This is a genomic window from Niallia sp. FSL R7-0648 (assembly GCF_038007005.1).
Classification (GTDB): Bacteria; Bacillota; Bacilli; order Bacillales; family Cytobacillaceae; genus Niallia; species Niallia circulans.
Genome location: NZ_JBBOWE010000001.1, coordinates 3,101,318 through 3,124,290, shown reverse-complemented (window position 1 = coordinate 3,124,290; position 22,973 = coordinate 3,101,318). Strand labels below are relative to the sequence as shown.

The 22,973-nt window shown below is 33.4% G+C and carries 20 protein-coding genes; 19 read left to right on the top strand and 1 reads right to left on the bottom strand.

The window, feature by feature from the left end:
• Nucleotides 1–47: 47 nt before the first annotated feature.
• From pfkA to NSQ89_RS15315, 16 genes are all read left to right on the top strand, one after another.
• On the top strand, nucleotides 48–1,013 hold the full coding sequence (gene pfkA, locus NSQ89_RS15390) for a 6-phosphofructokinase (protein WP_217275753.1): 966 nt from the start codon (nucleotides 48–50) through the stop codon (nucleotides 1,011–1,013).
• 117 nt (nucleotides 1,014–1,130) lie between these two features.
• A complete protein-coding gene (pyk, locus tag NSQ89_RS15385) occupies nucleotides 1,131–2,891 on the top strand; it encodes a pyruvate kinase (protein WP_047941860.1) in 1,761 nt (586 codons plus the stop codon).
• 215 nt (nucleotides 2,892–3,106) lie between these two features.
• Nucleotides 3,107–3,505, top strand: a complete 399-nt coding sequence (locus tag NSQ89_RS15380) for an FxsA family protein (protein ID WP_047941861.1) — start codon at nucleotides 3,107–3,109, stop codon at nucleotides 3,503–3,505.
• A gap of 183 nt (nucleotides 3,506–3,688) precedes the next feature.
• On the top strand, nucleotides 3,689–5,431 hold the full coding sequence (locus NSQ89_RS15375; protein WP_047941862.1) for a sensor histidine kinase: 1,743 nt from the start codon (nucleotides 3,689–3,691) through the stop codon (nucleotides 5,429–5,431).
• Nucleotide 5,432: 1 nt separating this feature from the next.
• Nucleotides 5,433–6,212, top strand: coding sequence for a response regulator transcription factor (locus NSQ89_RS15370; protein ID WP_047941863.1), 780 nt, complete (start codon nucleotides 5,433–5,435; stop codon nucleotides 6,210–6,212).
• Between the two features lie 128 nt (nucleotides 6,213–6,340).
• The gene (locus NSQ89_RS15365) at nucleotides 6,341–7,660 is read left to right on the top strand and encodes an extracellular solute-binding protein (protein WP_047941864.1); all 1,320 of its coding nucleotides are present in this window, start codon (nucleotides 6,341–6,343) and stop codon (nucleotides 7,658–7,660) included.
• 200 nt (nucleotides 7,661–7,860) lie between these two features.
• A complete protein-coding gene (locus tag NSQ89_RS15360; RefSeq protein ID WP_095258042.1) occupies nucleotides 7,861–8,739 on the top strand; it encodes a carbohydrate ABC transporter permease in 879 nt (292 codons plus the stop codon).
• Nucleotides 8,740–8,753: 14 nt separating this feature from the next.
• Nucleotides 8,754–9,650: a carbohydrate ABC transporter permease gene (locus NSQ89_RS15355; RefSeq protein ID WP_047941866.1), complete on the top strand. Its 897-nt coding sequence runs from the start codon at nucleotides 8,754–8,756 to the stop codon at nucleotides 9,648–9,650.
• 407 nt (nucleotides 9,651–10,057) lie between these two features.
• A complete protein-coding gene (locus NSQ89_RS15350) occupies nucleotides 10,058–10,693 on the top strand; it encodes a YesL family protein (protein ID WP_047941867.1) in 636 nt (211 codons plus the stop codon).
• Between the two features lie 122 nt (nucleotides 10,694–10,815).
• A complete protein-coding gene (locus NSQ89_RS15345; RefSeq protein WP_336045180.1) occupies nucleotides 10,816–11,529 on the top strand; it encodes a Nif3-like dinuclear metal center hexameric protein in 714 nt (237 codons plus the stop codon).
• Between the two features lie 388 nt (nucleotides 11,530–11,917).
• The gene (locus NSQ89_RS15340) at nucleotides 11,918–12,880 is read left to right on the top strand and encodes an ABC transporter permease (protein WP_445668962.1); all 963 of its coding nucleotides are present in this window, start codon (nucleotides 11,918–11,920) and stop codon (nucleotides 12,878–12,880) included.
• Between the two features lie 13 nt (nucleotides 12,881–12,893).
• Entirely contained in the window at nucleotides 12,894–13,763 is an 870-nt protein-coding gene (locus tag NSQ89_RS15335; RefSeq protein WP_047941871.1) for a carbohydrate ABC transporter permease, read from the top strand.
• A 113-nt stretch (nucleotides 13,764–13,876) separates the two neighbouring features.
• Entirely contained in the window at nucleotides 13,877–15,505 is a 1,629-nt protein-coding gene (locus NSQ89_RS15330; protein ID WP_047941873.1) for an ABC transporter substrate-binding protein, read from the top strand.
• 158 nt (nucleotides 15,506–15,663) lie between these two features.
• Nucleotides 15,664–16,401, top strand: a complete 738-nt coding sequence (locus NSQ89_RS15325) for a YesL family protein (protein ID WP_047941875.1) — start codon at nucleotides 15,664–15,666, stop codon at nucleotides 16,399–16,401.
• A gap of 185 nt (nucleotides 16,402–16,586) precedes the next feature.
• Nucleotides 16,587–17,432 carry an SDR family oxidoreductase gene (locus NSQ89_RS15320; protein WP_047941876.1) on the top strand — a complete coding sequence of 282 codons (846 nt, stop codon included), beginning with the start codon at nucleotides 16,587–16,589 and terminating at the stop codon, nucleotides 17,430–17,432.
• 595 nt (nucleotides 17,433–18,027) lie between these two features.
• Complete coding sequence (locus NSQ89_RS15315) at nucleotides 18,028–18,198, top strand: hypothetical protein (protein ID WP_186325646.1); 171 nt, start codon at nucleotides 18,028–18,030, stop codon at nucleotides 18,196–18,198.
• Nucleotides 18,199–18,353: 155 nt separating this feature from the next.
• Here the strand turns inward: NSQ89_RS15315 and NSQ89_RS15310 are convergent, their stop codons facing one another.
• Nucleotides 18,354–19,529, bottom strand: a complete 1,176-nt coding sequence (locus NSQ89_RS15310) for an ROK family transcriptional regulator (protein ID WP_061798707.1) — start codon at nucleotides 19,527–19,529, stop codon at nucleotides 18,354–18,356.
• A 990-nt stretch (nucleotides 19,530–20,519) separates the two neighbouring features.
• Here NSQ89_RS15310 and NSQ89_RS15305 point away from each other — a divergent pair.
• From NSQ89_RS15305 to NSQ89_RS15295, 3 genes are all read left to right on the top strand, one after another.
• A complete protein-coding gene (locus tag NSQ89_RS15305) occupies nucleotides 20,520–20,843 on the top strand; it encodes a hypothetical protein (RefSeq protein WP_341132884.1) in 324 nt (107 codons plus the stop codon).
• A 134-nt stretch (nucleotides 20,844–20,977) separates the two neighbouring features.
• Nucleotides 20,978–21,958, top strand: coding sequence for a helix-turn-helix domain-containing protein (locus NSQ89_RS15300; RefSeq protein WP_341132883.1), 981 nt, complete (start codon nucleotides 20,978–20,980; stop codon nucleotides 21,956–21,958).
• A gap of 362 nt (nucleotides 21,959–22,320) precedes the next feature.
• Complete coding sequence (locus tag NSQ89_RS15295; protein WP_286905150.1) at nucleotides 22,321–22,815, top strand: GNAT family N-acetyltransferase; 495 nt, start codon at nucleotides 22,321–22,323, stop codon at nucleotides 22,813–22,815.
• Nucleotides 22,816–22,973: the final 158 nt, after the last annotated feature.

Genomic DNA, 22,973 nt, shown 5'->3' with positions numbered 1-22,973 from the left:
GTTATGCTACATAATTTATTTGTTAATGAAATTATGAGGTGAGGAAATTGACAGTTAAAAGAATTGGTGTATTAACAAGTGGCGGTGACGCACCAGGAATGAACGCAGCTATTAGAGCCGTAGTTCGTAAAGCGATATTCCATGGTGTGGAAGTATATGGGGTAGTTGGTGGTTATGCTGGGCTAATTAGTGGCAACTTCAGAAAATTAGAAGTTGGTTCAGTTGGTGATATAATCCATCGTGGTGGAACCTTCCTTTTCTCTGCACGTTGTGAAGAATTTAAAACAAAAGAAGGACAACAAAAAGGGATTGAGCAATTAAAGAAACATAATATCGATGGACTAGTAGTCATTGGTGGAGATGGTTCTTATATGGGTGCGAAGGCGCTTACAGAACAAGGTTACCCTTGTGTTGGAGTTCCAGGAACAATTGACAATGATATTCCAGGAACAGAATTCACAATCGGTTTCGATACTGCATTAAACACAGTTATTGATGCGATTGATAAAATCCGTGATACAGCTACATCTCACGAGAGAACATTCATCATTGAGGTAATGGGAAGAAATGCTGGGGATATCGCATTATGGGCTGGTTTAGCTGGTGGTGCTGAAACAATTCTTATTCCAGAAGAAGGCTTTAACTTGGAGGAAATTGTAGGCAGATTGAAAAAAGGTCAAGAGCGTGGTAAAAAGCATAGTATTATTGTCGTAGCTGAAGGAGTAGCCAGCGGTGTTGAAATCGGTAAATTGATTGAAGAAAATACAGATTTCGATACTCGTGTGTCTGTGTTAGGACATATGCAGCGTGGTGGATCACCTACAGCCCAAGACCGTGTGTTAGCTAGTCGTCTAGGTGCATATGCAGTTGAGCTTTTAGTAGAAGGCAAAGGTGGAAGAGCTGTTGGTATCGAAAAAAATCAATTGGTTGATTATGATATCATTGAAGCGTTAGCACGTAAACATACGATTGATAATAATTTATATCACTTATCAAAAGAATTATCCATTTAAATCAGTAGGAATTTATGATTATCTAGTGCATTTTATGATTAGATCATCCATAAATTCCTAAAATGCTGTTTTAGTTCGCTATTATTTTTTACTAATATTTATCGGAGGTTATTATTAATGCGTAAAACGAAGATTGTATGTACTATTGGTCCTGCAAGTGAAAGCGTAGAAAAATTAACGCAATTAATGGAAGCTGGAATGAATGTTTCACGCCTTAACTTTTCACATGGTGATTTTGAAGAGCATGGAGCAAGAATAAAAAACATTCGTGAAGCTGCTGAAATTACTGGTAACAATATCGCGATTCTTTTAGATACAAAAGGTCCAGAAATTAGAACAAACAACATGAAGGATGGCGCTATTGAACTAGTTGCTGGTAATGATATTATCGTATCTATGACAGAAGTTGAAGGTACTACAGAGAAATTCTCTGTTACTTACGAAGGTTTAATTGATGATGTGGAGCCAGGTAGCAAAATTCTATTAGATGATGGTTTAATCGGCCTTGAAGTAACGAAAATAGACAAAGCTGCTGGAGAAATACATACAAAAATATTAAATTCAGGGACTTTGAAGAATAAAAAAGGTGTAAACGTACCTGGTGTTGCTGTAAATCTTCCTGGTATCACGGAAAAAGATGCAAATGACATCCTTTTTGGTATTGAACAAGGAATTGACTTCATTGCAGCATCTTTCGTTCGTCGTGCATCTGATGTTCTAGAAATTAAGCAATTATTAGAAGATAATAATGCTTCTCATATCCATATCATACCTAAAATCGAAAACCAAGAAGGTGTGGATAATATTGATGAAATCCTTGAGGTTTCTGATGGGCTAATGGTTGCTCGTGGAGATTTAGGGGTAGAAATTCCTGCTGAAGAAGTACCATTAGTTCAAAAAATGCTAATTAAAAAATGTAATACATTAGGGAAACCTGTTATTACAGCAACGCAAATGCTTGATTCTATGCAGCGTAATCCACGTCCAACTCGTGCAGAAGCAAGTGATGTAGCAAACGCAATTTTTGATGGAACAGATGCTATTATGCTTTCTGGAGAAACAGCTGCAGGATTATATCCTGTGGAAGCAGTACAAACAATGAATAATATTGCAGCAAGAGCAGAAGAGGCATTAAACTATAAAGAAATCCTCTCAAAACGCAGCAAAGATTCAGAGCATTCGATTACAGACTCTATCGGACAATCTGTTGCTCATACAGCGTTAAATTTAGAAGTAAAAGCAGTAATCACACCAACTGGCAGTGGTCATACTGCAAGAATGATTTCTAAATATCGTCCAGAAGCTCCAATTATTGCAGTAACATATGATGCAAAAATTCAAAGACAATTAGCGCTAGTTTGGGGAGTATATCCACGTCTTAGCCAAAAATCAGAATCAACAGATGAAATGCTAGATGTAGCAGTTCAAGAAGGTGTTAACAGCTCAATTGTTACACATGGTGATTTAGTTGTGATTACTGCTGGGCTTCCTGTGGGAGAAGCAGGTACAACAAACATCATGAAAATCCATGTAATTGGCGATGTACTTGCTAAAGGACAAGGAATTGGCCGCAAAACAGCCTTTGGTAAAGCAGTAATTGCTACTAGTGCAAAAGAAGCACTAGATAAAGTTAATTTCGGTTCTATTCTTGTAACAAATGCTACAGATCGCGATATGGTACCAGCATTAGAAAAATGCAGTGCCTTAATCGTTGAAGAAGGTGGCTTAACAAGTCATGCTGCGGTTGTAGGATTAAATATTGGAATTCCTGTTATTGTAGGAGTAGAAAACGCAACTAGCATCTTAAAAGATGGCTTAGATATTACAGTTGATTCTCGTAGCGGCTACGTATATAGCGGACATGCGAGCGTACTTTAATCTGTAAAGCATAAAAATTGGAAGAGTAGCCATACCTAATAATCTTTAGGCAATGGCTACTCTTCTTTTTCAGTTCTTAAATATCCAAGGTATCGACTATAAGCAGCAACGCGTTATTACATTATTTAACAGGGAAAAGGAAGGCAGCTTACTATCAGACCAGATAAAAAAAAGGTATAATAAAAAAAGGAAATGAAAAGGAGGATGGTGACAATTTGAGAAATTTTATGATCAGCTTGCTGCTATTACCACTAATTGAACTTGTGGTTTTTCTGATAGCCGGAAACATAATTGGTATACCAGAAACCTTAATTATTGCAATAGGCACTGGAATTCTAGGCGGTATTTTACTGAAGAAACAAGGTTTAAAGGCGATACGTAATGTACAAATGCAAATAAATCAGGGAATCATGCCAGGAGATGCGATATTAGATAGCTTTTGTATTCTTATTGGCGGGCTTTTATTGCTGTTTCCAGGATTTTTAACAGATATTGCAGGTGTCCTTATTCTATTTCCGCCAACGAGAAGAATTGGAAAGAATTTATTTATAAGAAATATACAAAGAAAGCTGCAAAAGAGAAATCGAGTTACCATTATCCATTCATATAAATAAGAATAAAAGAAGAGGCTGAATTTTTTACAATAGTAAATAGTCAGGCTCTTTTTTTGGTTAAATAAAAGATAAAAATTTTAGATAGCAGAATAATTATTATGTTTATTTGTATAATGAATAAACAAAGTAAAAAGGATTTTTGGTATAATAAGTTGCAAATGGGGCGAAAGGCGATAAAAATCTATGTTCAGCTTATTAAGGAAATGGAATACACTCCGAAATCAAATTTTATTTGTATTTTTATCCGTAATGATAGTCGTGCTTTTATTTGTAAGTATATTGATATTTAATCAAGTATCTACTTTATTAGAAAATAATGCAGAAAAACAAATTCAGCAAGTCGCAGTGGAAGCAAGTGGAAGAATTGAGACACTGTATGAGCAATTAAATATGGCCTCGAAATTAGCGGCGACGAATGATAAAGTACAAAAGCTGCTAACAAAGGAATACGAACAAAAGAAAGTGACCTTCTATGAAAAACAAGAATTAATGGGCACTGTTAATACAATTACAGCCAATTCTGATGGGATTTTTTCATTTCAATTATTTACCAGGGAACAGGAACGAATACTACCACTTGATGATGCAAAAATAATGACCGATTTGCATGCTAATTGGGTAGAAAAAGCGGACCAAGCAAAGGGAAGTCTAGTTTGGATTGGAGAAGATCCAAATGACAGCAATTATTTTCTTGCTATAAGAAGAGTAAATTTAATTAATCGCAGTTTTACAAATGGAGGGTATTTACTCTTTAGTATTTATGCTAATTATTTTCAGTTTGCTAATCAAACATTAACAGACAAAACGGATCAGTATTTTATTCTTTTAGATGAATTAAGTAAACCGATTATTACTAATTATGAGCAATCAAGTGAGTTCATTTTACAGACTAAGAAAAAAACGGTGCAGATAAATGAAAGGGATTACATGATTACGAAAAATTCTTCGTATATGACAGGATGGACTGTCCTTATTTTAACTCCCTATAAGACGCTAACGGAAGGCATAACGGTTGTGCGCACAAGCATTCTTCTTGCTGGCATAATTGGATTAATGATTTTCTTTGTATGCTCTTTTTTTCTTTCTAACATGATTACTCGCCCGATTATCCGCTTAACGAACACAATGAGATTTGCAAGTGAAGGGTCTTTGCCGCTGACACCAAAGATTCCCTCTGTAAATGAAATAAATGAATTAAATAGTACATACAATCAGCTCGTAAAAGAAACAAACCATTTAATCACCATGGTTTATCAAAAAGAAATTACTCGAAACCGTAGTGAATTAAGAGCTTTGCAAGCACAAATTAATCCTCACTTTCTATTTAATACATTAGATGCTCTCCATTGGTCATTAGAGGAAAATGACGAAGAAGAATTAGCCGAACTCGTTGTTACCATGTCTAATTTATTTCGCTATACCATTTCACGATCTACAGAGGATGAGTGGGTTCGCATAAAAGAGGAGATTGCCCATATTGAAGACTATATGGAAATAATGAAAATGCGATTTGGAGAACAACTGAATTGGCAAATACAGCTTCCAAAGGTATTTGAAGAAGTGAAAATCCCCAAATTTTTAATACAACCATTAGTAGAAAATGCTGTCCTGCACGGAGCAGAGAATAAGGTAGGACAATGTACTGTTGACGTTATTGTGCAACAAGGAGAGATAGATAATAACATAAAGGTAATAGTTAGAGATGATGGAATTGGCATAAGCGAGTCTAAATTAAAGCAGATTAAGGAATCGATGGAAAAGGAAGGAATTACTTCAATCACAGGTAAGGGAATGGCTATTTCTAATGTATATAAAAGGCTTACGCTCTATTATCAGGAAAGACAGCAAAAGGGATTAATGATAGAAAGTATGGAGAATAAAGGTACATTCATTTCTTTTGAAATTCCAAAAGATGGGGGTATGTAAGATGCATGCAAAAACAATATTGATTGTTGATGATGAACCGAGATCGAGAGAAGGAATCAAAAAAGCACTAGAGAATTGGTCTAGCGGTCAATATCAAATTTTAATTTCGGAAAATGCAGAATCGGCCATTGATATAATGCAAAAACAAAAAATAAATATTCTTCTAACAGATATTCGCATGCCTAAAATAACTGGAATAACGATGTTGAAAACTATCAAAAGCCAAAAACATCTGCCTGTTGTTATTGTTATCTCAGCATATTCAGAATTTGAATATGCGCAAGAAGCTCTTCGCTTAGGCGTTATTAATTATTTATTAAAGCCAATTAGTAAACAGAAATTAATAGAAGCCGTCGAAGATGCTCTTAAGATTGATAGAGATAAAGACAGAAATGATATTATCTCAAGAGTAGTTGATAATAAGCTGATTGATGCAAGAGTAACAAATGAATCAGTAAGAGAGCCAATCCAGAAAGCCTTGCAATATATTGATAATCACTTAAATGAGGAATTGACACAACGTGACGTAGCTGCCCATGTGTATTTGAATCCAAGTTATTTTAGTGTGCTGTTTAAGGAAGAGATTCGGTTAACGTTTAGTGAATATATCACCAGAAGAAGAATTCAGCATGCGAAAAATCTACTTATCTCCACAAAACTTTCCATTACGGATATTGCAGAAGAGTCAGGATACAAAACGGCCAAATATTTTATTAAAATATTTAAAGAATTAGAAGGAATAACACCGAGCGGTTACCGAAAAATAAATAACGAAAAATAATGAAAGGGCTTTCTAAAAATAGTAGAACTTTTCCTAATCATTGTTACCTTTTTTAGAAAAATCATTAATGATAGACTTTAGATTGTTAGAAGGAATAATTAAAAAGGAAAGTATAGGGGGTAGTTTAAATGTTTCATAGAAAAGCACTGTCAGCATGTCTATCTGTTGCTTTATTGCTGGTTTTAGTTTTAGCAGGATGTTCTTCATCGACATCTTCCAAAAATGAAAACGCTTCAAAAAATGGAGATAAAACAGTGATTAAATTCATGCATCTTTGGCCAGAGGGAAGTTCAAAAGCACAGTACACTATTGTAAACGATATCATTAAACAGTATGAAAAAGACCACCCAGATGTAAAAATTCAGACAGAAATTCTTGGAAACGAGCAATATAAAGATAAAATTAAAGTATTATCAGCTTCAAATGAACTACCAGATATTGGGGTGACATGGGCAGCAGGATATATGCAGCCGTTCGTTAAAGGAGAAATGTTTGCTCCGTTAGATGATATAATTGATAGCAATTTTAAAGACCAATTTGTTGCAGGTACAACAGAGGCATTTGCTATGGATGGGAAAACATATGGTCTTCCACTTGAATTAAATATCACACCTGTTTATTACAATAAAGAAATCTTTGAGAAATATAATTTAGAAGTTCCTGCAACGTATGATGAGTTTTTAAATATTGTTAAAACGTTAGCTGATAACGGCGTTACACCAATTACTTTAGGTAATAAAGACCGTTGGACTGGTTCTATGTGGTATATGTATCTTGCAGATAGAATTGGTGGGCCTGAAGTGTTAACGAATGCAATTAATCGTACTGGAAGCTTTGAAGACCCAGCGCTTGTTCAAGCAGCCGAAGAAGTAAAAAAATTAGTAGATATGGGCGGATTTGTCAAAGGGTTTAATGGTCTTTCAAATGATGAGGCAAAAGGGTACTTTATGAATGAACAAGCAGCTATGTATTTAATGGCGACTTGGGAATTGCCAAACTATACAACAAGCCCAGATGTTACGCAAGAATTTAAAGATAAAGTAGGATACTTTAAGTTTCCAACATATGTAGGCGGAAAAGGAGACATAAACAGTTTTGTAGGTGGCCCTGGGGTTGGACTATTTGTTTCTGAAAAATCAAAGGTAAAAGACGAAGCGAAAAAATTTGTCGCATATTTAGTAGAAGAATGGGGCAAAAATTCTGTTAAGGATGCAGGTGTAATTCCAGCGACAGTTGTAGACACTTCCAATATTGAACTAGATCAAATGTATATCGATATTTTAAATGACCTTGGAAATGCTTCTAATTTAACATTATATGCAGATGTTCAAATGAGCTCTAGTGTTGCACAAGTGCACTTAGATATGATCCAATCACTATTTGGCGGTCAGGCAGCACCAAAAGAATTTACAGCCAAACAAGAGCAAGCTTTAGCGGAAGAAGAATAATAAAGAATGGGTGGAATCTATCGAAAAAAAAGGTGGATTCCACTATTTAAAAGATAATCACTTTAGATAATTGGGAAGATACATTATTGATTTTTGAGAAAGCTCTGTTAAACGATGATATTGGTTACATGAATAACTCATGAACAATTATATATCATTTAACAAAGCTCCTCCCAATCAATAAGGAGGGAAAGCAGAAAATGAAAAACGTGATGTCAAACAAATGGGTAATCACTCTTTATGTGCTCCCTGCACTGTTGCTCATTTTGGTTTTAATCTATATTCCTATTGTATTAACAGGATATTATGGCTTAATGGATTGGGATGGTATCGGGGCTAAGACTTTTATTGGCTTAGATAATTATATACAGCTTATGAAAGATAAAATGTTCTGGTCTAGTACGTATCATTCCGTTTTATTAGCTGTTTTTTCTGCAGTAAGTCTTATTGCATATTTAGTAATTTCACTTATATTAGCAAGCAAGATTAAGGGGGCTGGAATTCTTCGCAAAATATATTTAATTCCGATGTTATTATCGTCTGTAGCTATTGCACAGCTATGGTTGAAAATTTTTGATCCAACAAATGGAATGTTGAACAAGCTTTTAACCATGTTTGGAGTAGAAAATACACCCTTATGGCTTGCGGATCCCAATTTAGTACTATACTCCATTTTCATTCCAATTGTTTGGCAATATGCTGGATTTTACATCATTATTTATTATGCAGCTTTAAAAGGAGTAGCAGATGAAATTATTGAGGCAGCTAAAATTGATGGGGCAACCCCATTACAAATTGCTTATAAAATCAAAATTCCATTAATTGCACCAGTAATAAAAGTAACTATTGTTTTAGCCATTGTAGGATCTTTAAAATATTTTGATTTAATCTATGTTATGACTGGTGGAGGACCAAATGGAGCAAGTGAAGTGATGGCCTCTTATATGTATAAAGAAGCATTCAAAACATATGATTTTGGCTACGGTAGTGCCATTGGCTTTGCGTTATTAATCATTTGTCTTGTTATGACATGGGTTATACAAAAATTAACAGCATCAAAAGAAGATGCTCAGTATTAAGAAGAGAGGTAATCATGAGTGAAGTAATCCTGAAAAAACAAAATAAAACTGAATTATCCACATCTCCTAAAACGAAAGGATCTCTGGGAAGTAAGATTGGATACGGTATTTTGTATCTAGTGCTTGGAGTAATTGCCATTTTTCAAATATACCCACTCGTTTGGTTATTCTTCTTTTCCTTAAAAACGAATCAAGAAGTTTTCGGCTTATCTCCATTTGCTCTTCCGAAAGACCCACAATGGGGGAACTATGTAAAAGTATGGACCCAAGGAAATATCAGCTTATATTTCTTCAATAGTGTATGGATTACAGTTGTAGCAGTAGTTTTGACGGTTATATTAGCAAGTTTTGTTACCTTTGCGATTACAAGAATGCACTGGAAGTTAAGTAAACTTGTTCTTGGTTTGTTTATGGTAGGCATTATGATTCCATTACATTCTACGTTAATCCCTTTATTTAGTTTTTTTAATAACTTGGAGCTAATTGATAATCCTATTTCTATTCTTTTATCCTATACAGCGTTTAATTTGCCGCTAACTATCATGATTTTATTAGGATTCTATCAGGCACTGCCAAGAGAATTAGAAGAGGCAGCTGTAATGGATGGTTGTTCGATTCACCGTATATTCTTTCAAATCACATTGCCAATGACGACTCCTGTTATGGCTACAGTTGTTATTATAAATATGATTTATAATTGGAATGAATTTGTATTTGTTAATACGTTCATTAGCTCTGATCAATGGAAGACATTAACAGTTGGTGTAAATAACTTCGTAGGTCAATATTTAACAGATTGGGGAGCAATTGGAGCAACTTTAATGATTAGCATTATTCCTATTTTAATCGCTTTCATTTTATTAAGTAATAAAATTGTAGAAGGTTTAGCAGCTGGGTCTGTAAAAGGATAATAAAGGGAGGGGTTCATCCGACTTCAAAAATATTTTTTTGATGCGCACCATTCTCCGATTGGAGCATTCTCAAACTTTACATTAGGTTTTCCAGGTATAGGGGATGGATTAGAATTAGAATTTGGCCGTTCTCCGAAACACAATATTTAAATTGGTGCTTAAAAAAGGAACCATATCAAGCTTTTCCTATCAAGAAAGTATATACGGCTCTATGTGGAATGGCTCACATATCCAGAACCATCCATTTGGAGTTGGAGCGATCAAATAATTTCAGGAGAAATTGCGGGAAGCAAATATCATCCAAGAGGTGTAACAAACATACTTTGGTTAGACGAGCGGCAGAAAAGGTTCTAATCCGCAAATAAGAAAACAATGCTTAGAAGGAAAAAGAAAGAAGAGGGGATAGTATGACAACAAAACCAATGGGAAAATTATATACCATCTGTGAATGGATAATGAAGCTGGCTTCCGTTAATTTGTTATGGATTATGTTCACTGCAAGTGGTCTTTTCCTATTTGGTTTTATGCCAGCAACAGTTGCACTTTTTACCATTGTCCGTAAATGGTTTCGGAAAGAAACGGAAGTTCCTATTTGGAAAACATATCTATCTGTCTATAAAAGCGAATTTATCAAAAGTAATACTTTTGGATTCGTATTTATAGTGGCTGGTATAATCTTGTATGTAGATTACTATCTAATCTTAAATTTAGGGGGATTTATTCGGATTGTTTCCATAAGTATTTTACTACTTATTACATGCATATATGCTATCACTCTTTTATTCTTCTTTCCTGTCTATGTACATTATCAGTTAAGATTCATCGATTACTTTAAATACTCCTTTTTTCTAGGAATTCTAAATATCCATATTACATTATTGATTATACTTGGGTTAGCAGCAGATATTTTTCTATTATTATATATACCTGGACTTCTCCCTTTTTTTAGTGGAATTTCCGCAGCATGTATACTAATGTCGAGTAGTATTCTGCTTTTTCAGCGGTTGCAAAAACAGAATATGAATAAAGCGATCACAGAATAAGAGGAAGTCAATGACTTATTGATTATAAAATATAGTAAAAGTTGTAAAAAAAATATAGTTTGTATATTGAATAAACAAACTTGAGCGTGGTATAATTGGATTAACTTGATGGGAGAGATAGAATGACAACTATTCAAGAAGTAATAGATAAGTTATTGGAGCCCGCAAAAATGGTTGAATCCACAACAGATGTATTAATAAAAGGTTCAGCAGATTCTAATGTGAAAGGAATTGTAACCGCATTCATGTTGACGCAGCAAGTATTGGAGAAAGCGATATCTATTGGAGCAAATATGATTATAAGCCATGAAGGACCATTTTACAGCCATGAGAATTGGAAAAAATTATATGAGAAAGATTCAGTATACATGACTAAGCTCCAATTAATAGAAGATACTGCTATCCATATTTTTCGCTTTCATGATTATTATCATCGTTACAATCCAGATGGCGTTATGGCGGGATTAATTCAAAAACTGGAATGGGAGAATCATGTCGAAGAGCATCTGTCCATCGCAACCACTATTGTCACACCAAAGAAAACTGTCGCTGATATTGCAAAATACGTGAAAGATAAGCTTGATGCCCCGTTTGTAAGAGTTGTGGGGGAGTTATCCATGGAATGCCAAAGAATTGGCTTGTTAGCAGGTTATCGCGGAGGAGGCGAAGTAGTGATCCCTTTATTTCAAAATCAAAATTTAGACCTGATTATTGCAGGAGAAGGACCAGAATGGGAGTCTCCTGAGTATGTCAGAGATGCCGTCCAACAAGGAAAGAAAAAAGCATTTATCCTAATTGGCATGCAGTTAGTGAAGAACCTGGCATGGAATACTTAACCAATCTAATAGCAAATAATTTTCCGCATATTCCTGTACATTACATAAAAGAAAAGCCACTGTTTCAGATTATTTAAATAACAATATTTTTTTGGTTAATCTGCCATACTAGTATGGCTAAAATCAAGTTGACAAAAATCTACTTCATACAACAAGTTAAATTTTCTCATTTCACTGATCACTCCATTACCGAGATTATCATCATAAATATTGCTTGCACCATCTATTAGCTATTTTATAAGGGGTATTGATGCAAAATAAAGTAAGCGCTTTAATTTTTATGTGTGTTTGCTTCATCCTCTAAAAAGATGAAGCTTTATAATAGTCAGCTGCTATAGAAAGATTTAGCAAAAGGCTATAGATATTATTAAAACAGAGGGGGGTACTTATGGAAACAGAGGTTGTGCATTCACATATAAATAAAACAATGAAGACAAAAAGAAACAAATTTAAAACAACATTAGCTGCAATTAGAAAGGATTGGCAGCTCTATTCATTATTAGTCTTACCGCTTATTTATTTAATTATTTTTAAATATGGTCCAATGTTAGGAAATGTTATTGCTTTTAGAAGATATATGCCAGGTGGAAAAATTTATGGTGAACAATGGGTTGGGTTTTATTACTTTAATATGTTTATTAACGACCCAGTTTTTTGGAATGTATTTAAAAACACATTAATTTTGGGCGGAATTACCTTGTTATTTTGTTTTCCTATGCCCATTATATTCGCTCTTCTTTTGAATGAAGTTAAATCCAAAAAGTTTAAGAAGTTTGTACAAACAGCTTCCTATCTACCGCATTTCTTATCTATTGTTATTATTGCTGGAATGATCTTGCAATTAACAGCTCTAAACGGTTCCATTAATGGAATAGTCGAATTTTTCACCGGAGAAAAAATAAGCTTTATCCAAAGTCCAGAATGGTTCCGGACAATTTATGTTACCTCTGAAGTCTGGCAAGGGATGGGATGGGGGGCCATTCTATACTTAGCGGCATTAACAACGATTGACGATTCCTTATATGAAGCAGCAAAAATTGACGGTGCGAACAGATGGAAACAAACCCTTCATATTACGATACCAGGGATATTGCCAACTATTGTTACCCTATTGATTTTGAATATTGGCAGCTTTCTTGCAATTGGCTTTGAAAAAATCTTATTAATTTATAACCCATTAACCTATGAAACTTCTGATGTTATTTCAACTTATTTATATCGTGTTGGTTTAGAATCCAATAATTTTAGCTATGCAGCAGCTATTGGATTATTTGAATCTATTATTGGCTTAGTGCTTGTATTAACGGCGAACAGCATATCAAGAAAACTAACAGAAAGAAGTTTATGGTAGGGAGGGAGATTTAATGAAAGAATCGAAACAGTACAAAGTTTTTAAAGTCTTTAATGTTTGTATTCTCTTAATTATTATATTTTGTACTTTATATCCATTTATAAATGTAGTTGCACAATCCTTTAGTAGTGAGTCTTATATTAATTCTGGACAGGTAAATTTAATACCAAAAGGATTCAATGTAGACACATATGAGAAGGTTCTTTCTGACACCATGTTTTGGATTAATTATAAAAATACGGTTGTATACACAGTGGTAGGCACAATAATTTCCATGTTTTTAACAACAATGTTTGCATATGCGCTTTCTAAAAGAAGATTAGTAGGACGCAGGTTTTTAACTGTATTTGCCGTATTTACGATGTTCTTTAATGGCGGCTTAATTCCCAATTATGTTTTAATCAACTCATTAGGCTTTGCCAATACAATGTGGGCTATTGTCATTCCGGGTGCAATTAGTATTTATAATATGCTGATCATGAAATCCTTTTTTGAAAATATGCCAGAAGAATTAGAAGAGGCAGCTTCTATTGATGGTTTAAGCACATATGGTATTTTACTAAAAATAGTATTGCCCCTGAGTAAAGCAGTAATCGCCACTATGGTGTTATTTTACGCAGTAGCTTATTGGAACTCTTGGTTCAGCGCTTTTATTTATATGGATAAAAAAGAATTATTTCCAGTAACGATTTATTTGCGGAATATGATTGCGGGAACAACAGGTGGAATGTCAGCAGGTGCTACTTCCGCTGATAATTTAACTCAAATTTCCGCTAATATTAAATCCGTAACAATGGTCTTAACGATATTGCCAATATTAACGGTATATCCATTTGTACAGAAATATTTTGTTTCGGGAGTAATGCTAGGCTCTATTAAATAGTCAAAATAGGACTTGCCAAAGTTAGGGAGTTCAGCGTAGGTTATTATTCCATATGCCTGTTTCAAGGAAACAACTTACGCTTTTCCTATATATATATAAGGGGAGGAAATGCCATGAAAGAAAGTTGGAAAAAGGTTGGGTTATTTCTAGGTCTAATAGTGTTCGTAATAATTGCTGCTGCTTGTTCAAAGGATGATTCAGCAAGTAAGGAAGTGGAAGTAGCAACAAAAGGTGCAATGGAATCATATACCGCAGGTGACACATTTAAAGCAACAGAGCCATTTGATTTATCTATTTTATTTATGGATCAGCCGACATATCCGTATAAAAAAGACTGGCTATTATGGGATAAGATAAAAGAAATTACGAATGTTACCTTGAAGCCGACAATTGTTCCATTAAGTGATTATACGCAAAAGAGAAGTTTGTTAATTAGTTCAGGAGAAGCCCCAATCGTTATTCCAAAAACCTATCCAGGAGAAGAAGCTGCCTTCGTGGCATCGGGGGCGGCACTTCCGGTAAGCGATTACATTGATAAAATGCCTCACTTCAAAGAAAAAATTGAAAAATGGGATATGGGTCCAGAATTAGATACATTACGACAAAATGATGGGAAGTTCTATGTCTTGCCAGGTTTACATGAAGAGGTTTGGCCAGATTATACGTTAATTGTAAGAACCGATATCTTTGAAGAAAATAATATTGCTATTCCAACAACTTGGGATGAATTATATACAGCAATGAAGAAATTAAAAGAAATCTATCCAGATTCTATTCCATTCTCTGATCGTTTTACATTTAACAGTACACTAAATATTGCTGCAACAAGTTTCGGAACGAAAGCTGGTTGGGGATTTGGAAATGGATTATCGTATGATCAAGATGCTGATAAATTTGTGTATGCAGCAACAACAAATAACTATAAAGAAATGCTCACATACTTTCACAAATTAGTAGAAGAAGGATTGTTAGATGAAGAGAGCTTTACACAAAGCGATGATCAAGCGGTACAGAAATTTGTAACAGGAAAATCATTCATTATAAATGGAAATTCTCAAACAATCAACCTCCATCGAGTTGATATGGATAAAACGTTAGGTAAAGGGAAATATTCTATCTCCAAAATTACTGTTCCCGGCGGTCCTGCTGGTCAATTAATGTCAGGCTCTAGATTAGAAAATGGTGTAATGATTACCTCCAAAATTAAAGAAAGTGAAAACTTTGAAGCAATTCTTCAGTTTATTGACTGGCTATATTACAGTGATGAAGGGCAGGAATTCACTAAATGGGGAGTAGAAGGAACAACATTCACAAAGGAAGATGGAGTAAGAAAATTAATGGATGATATTAATTACAATGGATTAAATCCAAAGGGAACAAAGGATTTACGGGTTGACTATGGATTCTCTGGTGGAGTTTTTTCCTATGGAGGAACAACCGATTTACTTCATTCGATGATGAGTGAAGAAGAGATTAAGTTCCAAAATGATATGAAAGCAGTAAAAACACCAATTCCAACTGATCCGTTAATTCCATATTCAATTGAAGACAGAGAAAAAGCAACATTACAAAGTACACCTTTAAAAGACTATACGAATCAAAATACATTAAAGTTTATTTTGGGAACACGTGATTTAAGTGAGTTTGATGCTTTTGTAAAAGAATTACAAAGTCAAGGATTAAAGCAATATGTGGATACCGCAAATAAGACATATCAAGAATACAAGAAAAATAACAAATAAAATGGATAAGTTAATTCCTAGCCATCCTAATGAAGGGCAAGAAGAACTAACTTAAAACTACTCCTAAGAGTTCTGTTATGTGAGGCTAACCAGCAGTGGGGAATAAAGAAACACACACTGCTGGTAATATTATTATATTCTGAAAGAAGGTGACAGGGATGAAGCAGCAAAGAGAGTTTGGGCAAGGAATTTTATATACATTTTGTAATTATGTGTACTGGATTTTACTAACGAATATCTATTTTGTCGTAACAAATCTCATCTTTATTTTTTTCTTCATGACATTAACTCCATCGTTTTCAAATATACTCATCTATGCTCTTGCCTTAATACCGTCTGGACCTGCTATATCTGGACTGCTTTATTCGATGGAGAAATTAGTAAGAACGAAAGAGCTATCACCGACAACTGACTTTTTCTATGGATATCGATCGAATTTAAAAGGCACATTTTTTCTGTGGATAATAATCTTAGCTGTATTCTTTGTCTTATTCATCGACTTACAATACCTTCAAATAACCATAACACCAGTTAATCAAATCATTTTTATTGTTGTGCTTGCACTTACGCTTATCTGGACAATGCTTAGTATAAATATGTTAATAATTAATGCGAAATATACTTTTCGAATAAGGGATTTAATAAAGTTGTCTGCGTATTATCTATTCATAAAATGGAAAGAAACAATAGGTAATATATTGATTCTCTTTTTAACTGCTGTTGCAACAGTAATCACTACTGATTTTTTAATTGTTTTCATTGCTAGTTTGCTTGCATGGATAATGACGTTTAATTCTAGAGAGCTGCTTAAACATATAGATCGTAATTTTTTGAAAAGATCTCCTTCTAACAATATAAGTAAAAAATATGATGCACCACCTATTCGAGGTTCATAAATGAAAGAATCGAGATCGATTTTAAAAGTGTTTTAAAAGGAGAAGTACTAAGAAATGACTCTATATAAAAAATAGTTTAAAAACTCTTCATTTCATTCAAAAGAAATTTTGATTTAGAAGGATACATATAGATGGAAAGAGAAGTAGTTTAGAGATTATGAGAAAAAAGTTAGGAGGAAGATAAAATGTTACCATTAATGAAGAATTTATCCGGAAAAGTAGCAGTTATTACTGGAGGTGGGGGCGTACTTTGTGGCTGTATGGCGAAAGAGTTAGGCAGACAAGGAGTAAAGGTAGCCATTTTGAATCGTACATATGAAAAAGCACAAAAGGTAGCGGAGGAAATTAATAACGAAGGTGGTATGGCGATTGCTATAGCATGTGATGTTGTAGATGTAAATAGTGTGAAGGAAGCGGAAAAAATAGTCTTTGATACTTTTGGAAACTGCGACATTCTTATTAATGGGGCTGGAGGAAATCATCCAAAGGGAATTACTTCAGAAGAAATTCTGCGATTAGAAGATCTTGATAAAGAAGGAATTACTAGTTTTTTTGATTTAACAATGGAGGGATTCTCCTTTGTATTTAATTTAAATATAATCGGTACATTAATTCCTACCCAAATATTTTCGAAACAAATGGTTGGAAAAAGTGGAACAGTTATAAATATATCCTCTATGAGCGCTCCAAGTCCAATGACGAAAGTACCTGCTTACAGTGCAGCTAAAGCTGGGATAGAGAATTTTACAAAATGGTTAGCTGTTCATATGGCTGAAACAGGAATTAGGGTCAATGCAATTGCTCCAGGTTTTTTCTTAACAAAGCAAAATGAAGCACTGCTTAAAAATCCAGACGGGTCTTATACAGAGCGGACGAAGAAAATATTAGCTCATACACCAGTAAAAAGATTAGGAAAACCAGAGGACTTATTGGGAACATTACTATGGCTAGTGAATGAAGAAACAAGTGGATTTGTTACGGGGATTAGTGTGCCAGTTGATGGAGGATTTATGGCATACTCAGGTGTTTAAACATACTCTCTAATAATAACAGATTAAATTTTAAAAGATCTTCCACTAATCCTTAAAGAAATTGTAGATTTATAGTTTTATTTAGTCCCCTTAGTAGTAGGTTGAGGTAAATCCTCACTATTATCCTATAAATATAAATAGTTAAATATTCACTTTGGTAAACCCATCATTTTCTAGAATGGCCAGAAGCCGAGGTTAAACATAGGAAAAAAGATGGAACATGTTATCAAAATAATATTTCCCGGAAAATTTCATTATGCTCAACCAGTTGGGATTTTTGTATTCTATTTGGAGAATTTCTTTATCCAAGTATCTCTAAGCTTTTAGAAAGAGGCTAAATACTTATTCAACCTTGAGTCAGGAAGTAATGTTGGGATCTAACCGTGATTATTTATAAACGATAGCGGTCTATTCTAATGGGCAGTATTCGAAATTTTGTTAAGCTGAAGAATAATGTCTAAAATATTTTATAAAAGTAGAGAAGAGGAGAGATAAGAAAATCGTATAAAATGGAAATGTATTATTAGAAAGGATTATGGCATTTTTATAGGGATTCCTATCGAGTTGCCGCATAAATTGGACTTGAGTGGAAGAAATGAGCGGGAAAGAGAAGATGTTAATAAAATACAGCGCTTTTTTTCAGATAAGATATAAAATAGATGAAGCGGCATTTGTAGAGAAATCCCTTCATCCAAATGGATTAATTGCTACAAATGCAACGGCTTCCTTAGTGGCAGATGGACTTTTTCACCCTAAAAATGGCTGAATTTTTGGAATACATCGATTAAAAAAGGCGAAAGTATCTAAGGTGATAATTGTTTATCCTTTTCTAGTTTACTTGCTTTTAAGTAGTAAATATCGAATAATAAAGCCAAAATAACTTAATATATATATGCTTCATCTAAATTTAAAGAGATATTATTATTCTGGATGAAGCATAAATTTTAAAAAATTCTCAGTTGAGAAGGCTGCAGCACCTAATGCAGAGGAAGCAAAATTGATATCAGAGAATTGGATAGCAAGCTGGGAATGGTGAAAGGGTAGAGTATAATTGTTAATTATTTTTTTCACTTGTGGCTCTATCCATTTTTTAGCTAGGGTAAGTCGATTGCCAATAATGATTTGCTCTGGATTGAAGATATGAATAATATTAATAATTCCAGCACCTAGATGATAGCCAACTTCATTAAATAAATGGATAGCTTGGGTATTTCCTTGGTCGGCAAGCTCAATCAAATCATTCAAATAAACCTGACCATTTATGCTTAACTTTAATTCGACAGCTTTGTTAAGTAGATATTGTTCGGAAGCATAAAGTTCCCAGCAACCTTTATTGCCGCAGCGGCATTCTAATCCATCCTTTTGAATGGTCATATGGCCGATTTCTCCAGAATATCCGAGTGCTCCTTTATACAATTCTCCATTAATGATAATTCCAGCGCCAATTCCAATGGCTGCACTTACATAGATTAAATTTTGATAAGGCTGACCTACTCCGAATTTCTTTTCTCCATAGGCCCCAGTGTTTGCTTCATTTTCAACTAACACAGGAAGATGGAATTCTTCTTCCAGCTGGCTCTTTAGTGAAACATTATTCCAACCTAAGTTTGGAGCGAGGAGAATGTCACCGTCCATATTTGTAATCCCTGGTACCCCAATCCCTATGCCAATTACTCCATAAACAGATTTAGGAGCAGCGTTTATCAAAGTAGTAATAATCTTTTTTATTGTTCGGAGTGTATCTTCATAAGATAAATTTTCATATTTTTCATTTATACGGTATATGATATTTCCTTGCAAATCAGTTAAAATTCCTAAAATGTAGTTAACACCTAAGTCAATACCAATGGAATAACCGGCCATCTCATTAAATAGCAGCATAACAGGTCGTCTTCCGCCATTAGATTCACCATGTCCTGATTCATAGATCAATTGTTCGTTAATAAGCTCTGATACTAAGGAGGAAACAGTCCCTTTTGTTAATCCTGTTTGCTGGGCAATATCTGCTCGAGAAATAGGAGCAGTGTTCTTGATTAAATTTAAACAAAGTGACTTATTTTCTTTTTTTACTAACTGCTGATTCCAAGTAATATGCATCCTGTTCGCAATCCCCTCTTATTCTATTTCTGAACTTCATAGGAATATCATTTCTTTCCGAAAGGTCGTCCTCTACTAATTGATTAATTATACTACAGTTTATCTATTAACCAAACAGAGGGATTGATAAAGTTAGTTTGTTTATTTAATATACAAACTTATATGCAATTGATATAATTTCTATAGAAGTGGTTATCTATTTAGAGGAAAAATAGGGTATTTTACTTGAGAAAATTCTAGCTTCTTTTTTATAGTGGCCATTCAAGAAAAATCAAAAATATCATAGCTGGTGGAGGTGCTAATGGAAATGAATTATAGAAATTTAGGGGATACAGGTCTAGTAATCAGTGAAGTAAGTTTCGGTACATGGGCTATGTAACGGAATCTCTATATATTTCATTTTATATAAAAACGAAAATAATCCTTTAAGAACGGTCATTTTCCGATTTAACGTTATGCCCCTCTCCTAACGGCATTATCGATAGCCACTCTTGAAATTTTCGGATATGTATTTGATGAAGTACTTTAAATAATTGAAATAGTTTTTGCAGTGAAGATATGTCCAACCCAAACTGGATACATTTTCTAATAATTGTTTGTACATGATTAATAAATCTCTGCTATATTCCTCAATCGTATTTTCCATTCTATTTTTCCGTTTATCCATATCCTTTTTTGGATGTAGTAATATATATAAATCATTTTTATCCCTTCTTTTAATTTGTTTGCTTATAAAAGGAAATATATGGGTTTGGATAACTTGTAATTATATAGATTTTATTTTATTTAATGTATACCTCTAATATAGTAGAAAAATACTTTATTTGTCAACTATATATACATATAAATAAAATTAATATTTAAAATACATTTTAATATAAAATAGTAGGTATTATATTTTTTTTATATAAAATAGACATTAAACCTTTGTTTAATATTAAGATATATATATTATAATCTGATTAATGATAAAAGGAAGAGGTGGATTTTTTGATTAGCGAAAGTTTATACCGAGCATTAGATGAAAGTACTTTTTTTGTAAGTAAATATGAAGTGCAAGTGAAAACTTATTTCTTACAAAAATCCAAATATGGTCTTAGAGTGCAAGTTAGTAGATTTGTAGATAAAAGAGGAAGTTTGAGTCGAGAAAAAGATACAGTGGAGATTAAATTATTGATAGGGGGAGGAGGGGGAGTTATTGATAAAACTTTTAAAAGTATTACATTAGAAAAACCAACAAGAAAAAAGGTAGAAGAATGTATTACAGATTTTTTAGAGAATGCTAGTGAGTATTGTAAACAAAGCAAGAATTAATACATAAATTAGAATTATTCCCCAATTGAATATTGACTATAGTAAATGGTAACATATAAATAGATTATAATATTGAGTTAATATTAAATGATATGTATACACTATTTTAATAATGATTAGTTGGGGAGAATAAAATGGGCCAAGAAGATAAGAAAAAGCAAATTACTACAAAACAGGCTGCGGAATTATTAGGTGTTGCTGAGAACACAGTTTTATCATATTCCAGACAAGGCATATTAACAGCAGTGAATGAAAAAAGTTGGCAAATTGACAATACGAAGTACTTTTATATAGATGAAGTAGAAGAGGTAAAAGACAAATTAAAAAAGCCAGGACTTAGCACTGGTGAAGTTGCTACACAATTAGGTGTATCTACTGTAACGGTATTTAACTATATAAAGGATGGTAAACTTACTGCAGAGAAAGAAGTTTATAGAGGTAGGGAATTATATTTTATTAAACAAACGGAGCTTGAACGTTTTCAAAAAAATTATAAAAATATGAGAAGTAGAAATAATAAAGAGTTTTATTCCAAACCAAATAAACATGGTTGGTTTCAATTGTTTATTCATGAAAGAAGTGATGAACATGGAAGATTGATGGTTGGGAAAGATGAAGATTACTTTTTATTAACTGCTAGTGGAAATAAGATTCCATATACGAAAATTGAGCAATATGGTTTTAAACCGGTTTATTTAATTGAAAGAGGTTCGATAATTTCCAAAAGGAAATTTGCTAAATTTGAGTTCCCTTATGAATATAATGTTGAATCTAATATATACTCTTTCTTAGATAAATGTTATGAATATATCACCCCAACAAATATGAAAATGAACATAAATAAACAAACAATCGAGTTAGAAATTAAACCATATTGTTTCCCGTACGAAACTTTAGATGAAGAAACGATTAAAACTATTAAGAAGTATATGGTGGAAGGTTCTATAATCTCAACGGTTAAAGGAATTTATATAGATTCTGAATATGAGTTGCTATCTATAGAAATACCTACCCAGGTTAAGGATTCTTTGAAACAGATTGCTTCTGAGGGGAATTTTACTTTAGAAGAGTTGGTTTCTGAAATTCTATTAGAGTATGTTAACGAAAAACACTAAACTTTTTATCTGAATAAACTCGTTTTATTGGAAAAAGTAATTCAGACAATGATATCGGTAGCAGAAATAAAATATCTTTTAATAAACAAAGCCATTTCATTTCTGCTAAAACACAAAAGGATGCAGTGAACTTTATCGAATATATAGATTTTAGATAACTAATTTAGGTAGGGGAAATATTCACAGAGGTAGAACGGTTTTTTATGTGAATTTAGTAACGAAAGACATTGTTGAATTAATGAGGGGCAGTAAATCCTAGAAGTATAGCTCCTTTTTGCAGAAATTATTATAAGAGAATGGGCTAGGTTAAAGGTTCCCCTTTTACTCCGAACACCATATGGAAGTGTAGAAGGCAGGTTAATATGTATTCAGAAGAAATAATAATAGTAGATAAATTTAATATACCGAAGATTGAGGGTATTAAGCCGGAAAATTTAACATTAAAAACAAATGATGCAGAGATTCCAGGAACTAACGAAAGAAACTTTTTTTGTAAAAATGGTAGCTATAAATTTTGTTTAGTAAAAGAAAAGGAAGGAATAATTGAGCCTATCTTTATTATGGATTTTTTCAAAAATAGTAAAATAATGCAAGAAATACGAAAAGAAGAACCAAGTATAAAGTTAGAACTATTGTGGGTTAAAGAAAGTTATCGTAAGAGTGGGATTGCTACTTACTATATGAAAGAACTTGTAAAATACGCAATAGAAGAAGGGATTACTCTAATAAGAGTTATTCCCAATCCTAATGCAGCTAACTTTATAGAAGATAATAAAGATAATGCGTTAAACAAAGAACAATTAGCCTGTTTTTACAAAAAATTTGAAGATGAATGCTTGAAAATCTCATTTATATGAACTTAAGCCTCTTCCTATCATCAAAAAATATAGATGGCAGCATGAATTATTCAATACTGCCATCCCTTATATCTTTAAGGGGTACTGCCGACAAAACGCGGATATTATACGCTAAGACATTTTTTGGATATGAAAACCCTAATTTTTCTACGCTAAGC

Coding starts and splice junctions, on each gene's coding strand:
- pyk (WP_047941860.1), top strand. CDS start 1,131: ATGCGTAAAACGAAGATTGTATGTACTATTGGTCCTGCAAGTGAAAGC.
- NSQ89_RS15375 (WP_047941862.1), top strand. CDS start 3,689: ATGTTCAGCTTATTAAGGAAATGGAATACACTCCGAAATCAAATTTTA.
- NSQ89_RS15370 (WP_047941863.1), top strand. CDS start 5,433: ATGCATGCAAAAACAATATTGATTGTTGATGATGAACCGAGATCGAGA.
- NSQ89_RS15365 (WP_047941864.1), top strand. CDS start 6,341: ATGTTTCATAGAAAAGCACTGTCAGCATGTCTATCTGTTGCTTTATTG.
- NSQ89_RS15360 (WP_095258042.1), top strand. CDS start 7,861: ATGAAAAACGTGATGTCAAACAAATGGGTAATCACTCTTTATGTGCTC.
- NSQ89_RS15355 (WP_047941866.1), top strand. CDS start 8,754: ATGAGTGAAGTAATCCTGAAAAAACAAAATAAAACTGAATTATCCACA.
- NSQ89_RS15350 (WP_047941867.1), top strand. CDS start 10,058: ATGACAACAAAACCAATGGGAAAATTATATACCATCTGTGAATGGATA.
- NSQ89_RS15345 (WP_336045180.1), top strand. CDS start 10,816: ATGACAACTATTCAAGAAGTAATAGATAAGTTATTGGAGCCCGCAAAA.
- NSQ89_RS15340 (WP_445668962.1), top strand. CDS start 11,918: ATGGAAACAGAGGTTGTGCATTCACATATAAATAAAACAATGAAGACA.
- NSQ89_RS15335 (WP_047941871.1), top strand. CDS start 12,894: ATGAAAGAATCGAAACAGTACAAAGTTTTTAAAGTCTTTAATGTTTGT.
- NSQ89_RS15330 (WP_047941873.1), top strand. CDS start 13,877: ATGAAAGAAAGTTGGAAAAAGGTTGGGTTATTTCTAGGTCTAATAGTG.
- NSQ89_RS15325 (WP_047941875.1), top strand. CDS start 15,664: ATGAAGCAGCAAAGAGAGTTTGGGCAAGGAATTTTATATACATTTTGT.
- NSQ89_RS15320 (WP_047941876.1), top strand. CDS start 16,587: ATGTTACCATTAATGAAGAATTTATCCGGAAAAGTAGCAGTTATTACT.
- NSQ89_RS15315 (WP_186325646.1), top strand. CDS start 18,028: ATGAGCGGGAAAGAGAAGATGTTAATAAAATACAGCGCTTTTTTTCAG.
- NSQ89_RS15310 (WP_061798707.1), bottom strand. CDS start 19,529: ATGCATATTACTTGGAATCAGCAGTTAGTAAAAAAAGAAAATAAGTCA.
- NSQ89_RS15300 (WP_341132883.1), top strand. CDS start 20,978: ATGGGCCAAGAAGATAAGAAAAAGCAAATTACTACAAAACAGGCTGCG.
- NSQ89_RS15295 (WP_286905150.1), top strand. CDS start 22,321: ATGTATTCAGAAGAAATAATAATAGTAGATAAATTTAATATACCGAAG.